This is a genomic window from Streptomyces sp. SID1328, assembly GCF_009865595.1.
Taxonomy (GTDB): Bacteria; Actinomycetota; Actinomycetes; order Streptomycetales; family Streptomycetaceae; genus Streptomyces; species Streptomyces griseoluteus.
In genome coordinates this window covers 1-10,263 of sequence record NZ_WWKH01000002.1, presented here as the reverse complement: position 1 = coordinate 10,263, position 10,263 = coordinate 1, and the positions used below count along the sequence as shown (strand labels likewise).

7 protein-coding genes and 2 pseudogenes are annotated in these 10,263 nt (G+C 71.7%); 6 read left to right on the top strand and 3 right to left on the bottom strand.

Going from position 1 to position 10,263, the window contains the following annotated elements; genetic code table 11:
• Both GT030_RS00130 and thrS read left to right on the top strand, forming a co-directional pair.
• Nucleotides 1–797: pseudogene (locus tag GT030_RS00130) on the top strand (hypothetical protein); the annotation flags it as partial.
• Between the two features lie 93 nt (nucleotides 798–890).
• On the top strand, nucleotides 891–2,867 hold the full coding sequence (gene thrS / locus GT030_RS00125) for a threonine--tRNA ligase (RefSeq protein WP_161199237.1): 1,977 nt from the start codon (nucleotides 891–893) through the stop codon (nucleotides 2,865–2,867).
• 31 nt (nucleotides 2,868–2,898) lie between these two features.
• Here thrS and GT030_RS00120 read toward each other — a convergent pair whose 3' ends face one another.
• Complete coding sequence (locus GT030_RS00120; protein WP_161199236.1) at nucleotides 2,899–3,558, bottom strand: potassium channel family protein; 660 nt, start codon at nucleotides 3,556–3,558, stop codon at nucleotides 2,899–2,901.
• A gap of 67 nt (nucleotides 3,559–3,625) precedes the next feature.
• On the opposite strand from GT030_RS00120, the gene GT030_RS00115 reads away from it, so the two are divergent.
• Entirely contained in the window at nucleotides 3,626–4,186 is a 561-nt protein-coding gene (locus tag GT030_RS00115) for an HIT domain-containing protein (protein WP_135792734.1), read from the top strand.
• Between the two features lie 6 nt (nucleotides 4,187–4,192).
• On the opposite strand, the gene GT030_RS00110 is transcribed toward GT030_RS00115, so the two are convergent.
• Together GT030_RS00110 and GT030_RS00105 are read right to left on the bottom strand one after the other, a co-directional pair.
• On the bottom strand, nucleotides 4,193–5,836 hold the full coding sequence (locus GT030_RS00110) for a hypothetical protein (RefSeq protein WP_161199235.1): 1,644 nt from the start codon (nucleotides 5,834–5,836) through the stop codon (nucleotides 4,193–4,195).
• A 197-nt stretch (nucleotides 5,837–6,033) separates the two neighbouring features.
• The gene (locus GT030_RS00105; protein WP_161199234.1) at nucleotides 6,034–8,232 is read right to left on the bottom strand and encodes an elongation factor G-like protein EF-G2; all 2,199 of its coding nucleotides are present in this window, start codon (nucleotides 8,230–8,232) and stop codon (nucleotides 6,034–6,036) included.
• A 225-nt stretch (nucleotides 8,233–8,457) separates the two neighbouring features.
• Here GT030_RS00105 and pgsA point away from each other — a divergent pair.
• The 3 genes and pseudogenes from pgsA to GT030_RS00090 form a co-directional block, all read left to right on the top strand.
• Nucleotides 8,458–9,181 (top strand): annotated as a pseudogene (gene pgsA / locus GT030_RS00100) (phosphatidylinositol phosphate synthase).
• Nucleotides 9,178–10,086, top strand: a complete 909-nt coding sequence (locus GT030_RS00095; protein ID WP_161199232.1) for a phosphatidylinositol mannoside acyltransferase — start codon at nucleotides 9,178–9,180, stop codon at nucleotides 10,084–10,086. Before pgsA ends, GT030_RS00095 begins: the two are co-directional and overlap by 4 nt.
• Nucleotides 10,083–10,263: glycosyltransferase (locus tag GT030_RS00090; protein ID WP_161199231.1), on the top strand; the 181-nt coding region annotated here is incomplete at its 3' end. The genes GT030_RS00095 and GT030_RS00090, both read left to right, overlap by 4 nt.

Below are 10,263 nucleotides of genomic sequence, written 5' to 3'. Positions count from 1 at the left end.
CCCTCGCCACCCGCGCGCGCAGCGGCTACCACGGCGCCCGGCACCGCGGCCCCGCCACCGCGCTCCTCGGCGACGTCCTCCTCGGCCCCGCCGCCGAAGGCCGCACCCTCACCGCCTTCGCCCCCGCCCCCGCCGGCCGCCCCCTCACCGTCCGTCTCCACCACGCCCTGCACGCCACCCGCGAGGCCATCGACTACCAGCGGGCCACCGGAAACATGGACGCCTTCGACGGGGCGGTGGAAGCCGGCGTCAGCCGCGAACTCACCGAGGCCCTCACCGCCCTCGTCCGGGGCACCGAGGGCGCCCGCATCGCCATCGCCTGGGCACCCGCGGCCGGCATCCCCGACGGCTGCGCCGCCTCGGCCGGCCCCGTCGAGTTCTCACCCGGCGACCTCCCCGCCCTCCGGGCCGCAGGCGCCCGCTACCTGCGCGCCGAACCCTCCGAGAGCGTCAGCGTCACCGGTGTCGTCGTCCGGCTGCGCCGATCCGGACCGCGCGGCGCGGGCACCGTACGGCTGCGGGTGCTCGCGGGCGCCGAGGTCCCGCACCTGCGGCTCACCCTCGGCGAGGAGGACTACCGGATAGCGGGCCACGCCCACCTCGTCGGCCTCCCGGTCCGCGTGCGCGGCCGGCTGGAGCGCCGGGGCGGCTTCCGCAGGCTCACCGGCGCCACCGGGGTCGTCCCCGTACGGGTCGACGAGACCGAACGCGACCGGCTGATGAAGTCCCTCCAGGAGAACCTCGACTTCTTCGAGGAGGCGTGCGGAGAGGCGTACGGGGACGGCGACGCAAAGTAACCGTTTCGCGGTCGGCGGGGGCGGGTCGGTACGATCCCTTGTGCGCGCGCTCCTGGTACGGCGCCGCACTCAGCCTTCAGTCAGGAGAGACCGGTGTCAGACGTCCGTGTGATCATCCAACGCGATTCCGAGCGGGAAGAGCGCGTGGTGACGACGGGCACTACCGCCGCCGACCTCTTCGCGGGCGAGCGCTCCGTCATCGCCGCTCGCGTGGCGGGCGAGCTGAAGGACCTCACCTACGAGCTGTCCGACGGCGACGAGGTCGAGGGCGTCGAGATCTCCTCCGAGGACGGTCTCAACATCCTGCGCCACTCCACCGCGCACGTCATGGCCCAGGCCGTGCAGGAGCTGTTCCCCGAGGCCAAGCTGGGCATCGGCCCGCCGGTCAAGGACGGCTTCTACTACGACTTCGACGTGGCGAAGCCCTTCCACCCCGATGACCTCAAGGCCATCGAGAAGAAGATGCAGGAGATCCAGAAGCGGGGCCAGAAGTTCTCCCGCCGTGTGGTCTCCGACGAGGACGCCCGCGCGGAGCTGGCCGACGAGCCCTACAAGCTGGAGCTGATCGGCCTCAAGGGCTCGGCCTCCTCCGACGACGGCGCGGACGTCGAGGTCGGCGCCGGCGAGCTGACCATCTACGACAACCTGGACGCCAAGACCGGCGAGCTGTGCTGGAAGGACCTCTGCCGCGGTCCCCACCTGCCCTCCACCCGCAACATCCCGGCGTTCAAGCTGATGCGCAACGCGGCCGCCTACTGGCGCGGCAGCGAGAAGAACCCGATGCTCCAGCGCATCTACGGCACCGCCTGGCCCTCCAAGGACGAGCTGAAGGCGCACCTGGAGTTCCTCGCCGAGGCCGAGAAGCGCGACCACCGCAAGCTCGGCAACGAGCTGGACCTCTTCTCCATCCCGGAGCAGATCGGCTCCGGCCTCGCCGTCTTCCACCCCAAGGGCGGCATCATCCGCCGGGTCATGGAGGACTACTCGCGGCGCCGCCACGAGGAGGAGGGCTACGAGTTCGTCTACACCCCGCACGCGACGAAGGGGAAGCTCTTCGAGACCTCGGGCCACCTGGACTGGTACGCCGACGGCATGTACCCGCCCATGCAGCTCGACGAGGGCGTGGACTACTACCTCAAGCCCATGAACTGCCCGATGCACAACCTGATCTTCGACGCGCGCGGCCGCTCGTACCGTGAACTGCCGCTGCGCCTCTTCGAGTTCGGGACCGTGTACCGGTACGAGAAGTCGGGCGTCGTGCATGGCCTCACCCGCGCCCGCGGCTTCACTCAGGACGACGCGCACATCTACTGCACCCGTGAGCAGATGTCCGAGGAGCTGGACCGGACGCTCACCTTCGTCCTCGGTCTGCTGCGCGACTACGGTCTGACCGACTTCTACCTGGAGCTGTCCACCAAGGACCCGGAGAAGTCCGTCGGGTCCGACGAGGCGTGGGAGGAGGCGACCGAGACCCTGCGTCAGGTCGCCGAGAAGCAGGGCCTGCCGCTCGTGCCCGACCCCGGTGGTGCCGCGTTCTACGGCCCGAAGATCTCCGTCCAGGCCAAGGACGCGATCGGCCGTACCTGGCAGATGTCGACCATCCAGCTCGACTTCAACCTGCCCGAGCGGTTCGACCTGGAGTACACCGGCCCCGACGGCTCCAAGCAGCGCCCGGTGATGATCCACCGCGCCCTGTTCGGCTCCATCGAGCGGTTCTTCGCCGTGCTGCTGGAGCACTACGCGGGTGCCTTCCCGGCCTGGCTGGCTCCGGTGCAGGCGGTGGGCATCCCGATCGGGGACGCGCACGTCGAGTACCTGGAGAAGTTCGCGGCCGAGGCCAAGCGGAAGGGTCTGCGGGTCGAGGTGGACTCCTCCTCGGACCGGATGCAGAAGAAGATCAGGAACGCCCAGCGCCAGAAGGTGCCGTTCATGATCATCGTCGGTGACGAGGACATGAACGCGGACACCGTCTCCTTCCGCTACCGCGACGGCTCGCAGGAGAACGGCATCCCGTTCGAGGACGCCATCGCCAAGATCGAGAAGGTCGTGGCGGAGCGGGTCCAGGTCTGACCCGGACAGATCCGTACGAACCCCCGAGGCATCACCGCCGCCTCGGGGGTTCGTCGTCCTCCTCCCGCGAGAACACCTGCAGCAGCCACGACGAGAACGACCCCGTCACCGCGCCCAGCAGGGCCAGGCCGCCCGCCATCATCGCCGTCGCGATGACCCGGCCGCCCGCGGTGACCGGGACGACGTCGCCGTAGCCCACCGTGGACAGCGTGGAGCACGCCCACCAGACGGCGTCGCCGAAGGTCCGGATGTGCGAGGCCGGCGCGCCCTTCTCCTGCTGGTAGACCGCGAGCGCGCCGGTGAAGCCCATCAGCAGGGTGGAGATCCCCGAGTAGGCGATGGCCCGGGCGTACAGCGGGAGCCGGGGCATGCCGCGCCGGTGCTCCATGGCCTCGTAGATCCGCACGATCCGCAGCGGGCGCAGCAGTGGCAGGAGCAGGACGAGGGTGTCCAGCCAGTGGGTGCGGACGAAGGTGGTGCCCTGGCCGCTGAGCCTCCAGCGCACCGCGTAGTCCACGACGAACAGGGCCCAGCAGGCGAGCAGCAGCACCAGCCAGATGTCGTCCCAGGTGGTGCCGGGGCGGGGGGCGAGGACGAGGGCCGCGTAGGAACCGAGGAACGTCAGGGACGCCACGGTGAGCGGCATCTCCGCGCGGTGCTCCCAGCGGGTCTTGGTTCTGTCGTGGTCCACCGGCCCAGCTTGGCCGCCGGGAGCCTTCCCGCCGCCCCGGCGACACGCCGCGAACGGGCGAAGCCATATGCTGCCTTGCATGACGAGTGAGCCGGAGCAGCAGATCGGAGTGGGGACGCAGGACGCGTTCCAGCGCCTGTGGACGCCCCACCGGATGGCCTACATCCAGGGCGAGAACAAGCCGAGCGGTCCGGGCGCGGACGACGGCTGCCCGTTCTGCTCGATCCCGGCGAAATCCGACGAGGACGGCCTGATCGTCCGCCGGGGTGAGCATGTGTACGCGGTGCTCAACCTCTACCCGTACAACGGCGGTCATCTGATGACGGTGCCGTACCGGCATGTGGCGGACTACACCGATCTGACCGGTCCGGAGACGGCCGAGCTGGCGGAGCTGACGAAGCAGGCCATGACGGCGCTGCGGACGGCGTCCGGAGCGCACGGGTTCAACATCGGGATGAACCAGGGCTCGGTGGCGGGCGCCGGCATCGCGGCCCACCTCCACCAGCACATCGTGCCGCGCTGGGGCGGCGACACGAATTTCATGCCGGTGGTGGGCCAGACGAAGGTGCTGCCGCAGCTGCTGGGCGACACCCGCAAGATGCTCGCGGACGCCTGGCCGGAGAGCTGAGCACGCTCACGCGTCGTACAGGTCGGCCTTCCTCGGTGCGGGGTCCTGGACCAGGCCGCTGAGGAAGGCGGAGCGGACGCCGAACTTCTCGGTGTCCACGCCGTTCTCCTTGAGCACCTTGATCGCGGCGGAGTGCACCACCCTGAGGACGGGGGTGGCGGCGCGCAGGGCGTCGTCGGCCATGAAGCGGTGGCGCCAGGGCTGGTCGGCCCAGGAGTGCCGCAGGCCGAAGGGCTCGGGCAGGCCGATGGAGCCGCCCAGCCAGTTCAGGGTCGGCGGGAACCAGGTCAGCGGGGCGCGGACGGCGAGCCGTACGACCTCGTCGGTGGGGACCAGGGGGAGCTTGACCGTGCGGTTCTCCCACGGCTTGAGGGTCTTGGCGACCTCCTTGGTGGGGGCGGCCGGCTTGGTGTGGAAGAGCGGGTTGACCGGGCCGAGGGCGTGGCCGGTGACCTCGATGCGCAGGGTCTCGTGGAGGACGGTCACCGTGATCATCATGGTGAGGACGAGCTGGCCGTCCCACAGGGCCCACTGGACGCCCAGGTAGTGCCGGTCACCGCTGCCGAACTGCTGCTTGTTGCAGATCTCCTGTATGGCGTGCTGCTTGACCTGGAACGCCTCCACGTCGGTGCCGTCGGGCCGGGACACCTCGTCGGCCTTCTCGCCGATCGGGGTGACGATCCAGTGCCGTACCGACGGGCGGGGGAAGCCGCCGGTGTTGAGGGGGCCGCGCTCCAGCAGGCTGAGCTGGTCGTGGATGGCGCGTATGACGTCCCAGCTCCTGAAGGGGTGGATCTCCCGCGGAGGGTCGGCGGAGACGAGTTCCTCGGCGAGCTGCCAGGAACCCCAGCGGGTGCCCATGCCGAGGATGCCCTTGGGGCCGGCGTAGAAGACGGAGTTGGAGCGCTGTTCCGCGCCGAGCCGGGCCAGGGACTGGCGGAGCTGTTCGGCGGCGGTCTCGCCGGGGCTGCGGGGTACGGCCTCGGGGACCTTGGCGCCGACGCTGCTGCCGGAGAGCAGTCCGGCCCAGCGTTCGCGCAGGTCGGCGGCGGTGCGCTCGCAGACGCGGCGGGCCCAGAACCAGCCGAGGACGGGGATGACGACGGCGGCGCGGGTGTACCAGCCCCAGAAGCCGCCGAAGGGCAGCTTGAGCAGGAAGAGCACGGCGAGGACACCGACTCCGGCGAGCAGCGCGGTGCCCAGTGCCCCGGCCCGGCCCTCGCGCTTGGCCAGGAACGAGCGGAGCAGGAAGACCAGGAGCCAGCCGAGGAGGCCAGGCAGGAAGATCAGGCCGCAGACGACCATCACCAGGGTCAGCTTGTTGTCGCGTTCGCGGCGGATGTTGTTGGCGGCCAGGCAGTGTTCGACGACGACCTGGGGGTCGGCGCCGAAGGACTGGATCAGGGGCTTGCGGCCGGGTGCGAGGAGGCGGTCGGCGACGGCGCGGGAGAAGGCTTCGCCCAGGTTGGGGCGGAACAGCGGGATGCGGCCGGCCTTGACGGTGGACGTGTGCCACTCGTTGTCGGCCTTCTTGATCTCGAGCATGGGGGTGTCCCGGTAGGCCGCCGAGGCCAGTGCGAGGGTCGCCGCCTGGCCCTCGTCCCCGGAGACGGGCACCTGAGGCCCGTCCCATTCCGTCCCTACCGACATTCCCGCCCCCATCGCCGCCGTGTCGCTCCTGCGGCCTTCCCGGCTTCCCCGCCGCGCACACCTGCCGAACCGGACATCGTTGCGATGTCCCGTGGCCACGGCGCCGGTTCGGCCGGTCCGGGACCCGTCGGCCAGCGTATCGGCAGCGGTGCCCCATGCGTCGGCGGACGGCCGAAGCCGCCCGCCGGTGCCGGGGGTTACGGGGTCTCGCCGTCCTGTTCGCGCAGTCGCTCCGCGACTTGGGGCGGCATCGGTTCGTGGCGGGCGTAGGCGCGGCTGAAGGAAGCCGTGCCGTGGGAGAGGGAGCGGAGGTCGATGGCGTACCGGCCGATCTCGAACTCGGGGACCTCGGCGCGGATCAGGGTGCGTCCGGCGCCGGTCTGTTCGGTCCCGAGGACGCGGCCGCGCCGGGTCGACAGGTCGCTCATGACGGCGCCGACGTAGTCGTCGGGAACCAGGACGGCGATCTCGGCGACCGGTTCCAGCAGGTGGATGCGGGCCTCGGCGGCGGCTTCGCGCAGGGCGAGGGCGCCCGCGGTCTGGAAGGCGGCGTCGGAGGAGTCGACGGAATGGGACTTGCCGTCGAGCAGGGTGACGCGCACGTCGACCAGGGGGTGGCCGGCGGCGACGCCCTTGGCGGCCTGGGCGCGGACGCCCTTCTCGACGGAGGGGATGAACTGGCGGGGTACGGCGCCGCCGACGACCTTGTCCACGAACTCGATGCCGGAGCCGCCGGGCAGCGGCTCGACCTCGATCTCGCAGATGGCGTACTGGCCGTGACCGCCGGACTGCTTGACGTGCCGGCCGCGTCCGGCCGCCTTGCCGGCGAAGGTCTCGCGCAGCGGCACCTTGTGCGGGACGACGTCGACCTGGACGCCGTAGCGGCTGCGGAGCCGTTCCAGGGCCACGTCGGCGTGGGCCTCGCCGAGGCACCACAGGACGACCTGGTGGGTGTCCTGGTTCTGTTCGAGGCGCATGGTGGGGTCCTCGGCGACGAGCCGGGAGAGGCCGAGGGAGAGTTTGTCCTCGTCGGGCTTGCTGTGGGCCTGGATGGCGAGGGGGAGCAGCGGGTCGGGCATCCGCCAGGGCTCCATGAGCAGGGGGTCGTCCTTGGCGGAGAGGGTGTCGCCGGTCTCGGCGCGGCCGAGCTTGGCGACGCAGACGAGGTCGCCGGCGACCGCCCGGGTGACCGGGCGCTGCTGTTTGCCGAAGGCCATGGAGAGGGCGCCGACCTTCTCGTCGACGTCGTGGTCCTCGTGGCCCCGGTCGGCGAGGCCGTGTCCGGACACGTGGACGGTGTCCTCGGGGCGCAGGGTGCCGGAGAAGACGCGGACCAGGGAGAGGCGGCCCACGTAGGGGTCGGAGGAGGTCTTGACGACCTCGGCGACCAGCGGGCCCTCGGTGTCGCAGGGGCTCAGCTCGCGGGGGGTGCCGCCGAGGTCGGTGACGTCGGGCAGCGGGTGCTCGAAGGGGGTGGGGAACCCTCGGGTGATCAGTTCCAGGAGTTCCACCGTGCCGAGGCCCTGGCGGGCACCCTCGGCGGCGGGCGCGGCGGCGAGGACGGGGTGGAAGGTGCCCCGGGCGACGGCGCGTTCGAGGTCCTCGATGAGGGTCTTGACGTCGACCTGTTCGCCGCCGAGGTAGCGGTCCATGAGGGTCTCGTCCTCGCTCTCGGCGATGATCCCCTCGATGAGCCGGTCGCGGGCGCCCTCCAGGGCGGGCAGCTGGTCCCCGCCGGGTTCGGACTCCTTGCGTTCGCCGGGGGAGTAGTCGAAGAGCTTCCGCGAGAGCAGGCCGACCAGGCCGGTCACCGGGGCGTGGCCGTCGGGTCCGGCGGCGCCGCGCAACGGGAGGTAGAGGGGGAGGACGGCGTCGGGGTCGTCGGCGCCGAACGCCTCGGCGCACACCCGGGTCATCTCCTCGAAGTCGGCGCGGGCGGACTCCAGGTGCGTGACGACGATGGCGCGGGGCATGCCGACGGCCTGGCACTCCTCCCACACCATCCGGGTCGCGCCGTCCACGCCGTCGGCGGCGGAGACGACGAAGAGGGCCGCGTCCGCCGCGCGCAGACCGGCCCTGAGCTCCCCGACGAAGTCGGCGTATCCGGGGGTGTCGAGGAGGTTGATCTTGATGCCGTCCCATTCGACGGGGACCAGCGAGAGCTGTACGGAGCGGTGCTGGCGGTGCTCGATGTCGTCGTGGTCGGATACGGTGCCGCCGTCCTCGACGCGGCCCGCCCGGTTCACCGCCCCCGCGGTGAGTGCGAGGGCCTCCACCAGGGTGGTCTTGCCCGATCCGGAGGGGCCGACCAGCACCACGTTCCGTACGGACGCGGGGTGGTCGGCCGTCACTGCTCTGCCGGCGGCTCCGGGGTGTGCGTGCGTCTTGTCGCCCATGGTTCTGCCTCCCGTGCACGGTGAGGTCATCGGGGACGCGAACGCGGCGGGGTCCCGCGTGGGTGCGGCGGCTCCGGCGGCGCCCGCGGTCCTTCGAGCTTTCCACTCCCGTCATGCCGCGTCCATACGACGGACCCTCGGAGGCCCGTGCGTCACCGTGTGCATGTCACGGATCGTGCCGTGGCGGAGGGTGCGCGCCCCCGTGCGCGGGCGCGCGTGGCTACGATGGGCCAGCCGACGGCCACCAGGGGCCACGGCGACACCGACCGTCGGGAAGGCCATGCTGAACAAGTACGCGCGTGCATTCTTCACGCGTGTCCTCACGCCGTTCGCCGCGTTTCTCATCCGGCGGGGGGTGAGCCCCGACGCGGTGACGCTCATCGGCACCGCGGGTGTGGTCGCGGGTGCGCTGGTCTTCTACCCCCGGGGAGAGTTCTTCTGGGGGACGATCGTGATCACGCTCTTCGTCTTCTCCGACCTGGTCGACGGGAACATGGCGCGCCAGCTCGGCCGCTCCAGCCGCTGGGGCGCCTTCCTGGACTCCACCCTGGACCGGGTCGCCGACGGCGCGATCTTCGGCGGCTTCGCCCTCTGGTACGCGGGCAACGGCCAGGACGACGTGCTGTGCGCGGTCTCCATCTTCTGCCTGGCCAGCGGCCAGGTGGTGTCGTACACCAAGGCGCGCGGCGAGGCGATCGGGCTGCCGGTGGCGGTGAACGGTCTGGTGGAGCGGGCCGAGCGGCTGGTGATCTCGCTGGTCGCGGCCGGTTTCGCGGGCCTGCACAAGTTCGGGGTGCCGGGGATCCAGTACCTGCTGCCGGTCGCCCTGTGGATCGTCGCGGTGGGCAGTCTCGTCACCCTGGTCCAGCGGGTCGTCACGGTGCGCCGGGAGTCCGCCGAGGCGGAAGAGGCGGCCCGGCTCGACACCGGGAGCGAGGCGGCCAAGTGACCGCCGCCGAACGCCTCACCGACGGGCTGTACGGGCTCGGCTGGAGCACCGTCAAGAAGCTCCCCGAACCGGTCGCCGCCCGGCTGGGCCGTACCGTCGCGGACGCCGCGTGGAAGCGGCGCGGCAAGGGTGTCCAGCGGCTGGAGGCCAACTACGCCCGCGTGGTGCCCGGCGCCTCCCCGGAACGGCTCGCGGAGCTGTCCCGCGCGGGCATGCGCTCCTACCTGCGGTACTGGATGGAGTCCTTCCGGCTGCCCGCCTGGAGCGCGGAGCGGGTGCGCACCGGCTTCGACCCCAAGGGCGCCCACCACCTGACGGACGGCCTGGCCGCGGGCAAGGGCGTGATACTGGCGCTGCCGCACCTGGCCAACTGGGACCTGGCCGGCGCCTGGGTCACCACCACGCTCGGCATCCCCTTCACGACCGTCGCCGAGCGCCTGAAGCCGGAGACGCTGTACGACCGGTTCGTCGCCTACCGCGAGGGCCTGGGCATGGAGGTGCTGGCGCACAGCGGGGCCTCCGCGTTCGGCACCCTGGCCCGGCGGCTGCGCGACGGCGGCCTGGTCTGCCTGGTCGCGGACCGGGACCTGTCGGCCGCCGGCGTCGAGGTCGACTTCTTCGGCGAGCGCGCCCGGATGCCCGCCGGGCCCGCCCTGCTCGCCCAGCAGACCGGCGCCCAGCTGCTCCCGGTCACCCTCTGGTACGACGACTCGCCGGTGATGCAGGGCCGGGTGCACCCGCCGGTCGAGGTGCCCGGCACGGGTACACGGATCGAGAAGACGGCCGCGATGACCCAGGCGCTGGCCGACGCCTTCGCCTCCGGGATCGCCGAGCACCCGGAGGACTGGCACATGCTCCAGCGGCTGTGGCTCGCCGACCTCGACCCGGCGAAGGGACCCGCGTGAGAATCGGGATCGTCTGCCCGTACTCCTGGGACGTGCCCGGTGGCGTCCAGTTCCACATCCGGGACCTCGCCGAGTACTTCATCCGCCTCGGCCACGAGGTCTCGGTGCTCGCCCCGGCCGACGACGACACCCCGCTGCCGCCCTACGTGGTCTCGGCGGGCCGCGCGGTGCCGGTGC

What these genes read in the sequence shown, in the direction of transcription:
- GT030_RS00110 (WP_161199235.1), bottom strand. Translation starts at nt 5,836, where the DNA reads ATGTCGGTAGGGACGGAATGGGACGGGCCTCAGGTGCCCGTCTCCGGG.
- GT030_RS00105 (WP_161199234.1), bottom strand. Translation starts at nt 8,232, where the DNA reads ATGGGCGACAAGACGCACGCACACCCCGGAGCCGCCGGCAGAGCAGTG.
- GT030_RS00115 (WP_135792734.1), top strand. Translation starts at nt 3,626, where the DNA reads ATGCTGCCTTGCATGACGAGTGAGCCGGAGCAGCAGATCGGAGTGGGG.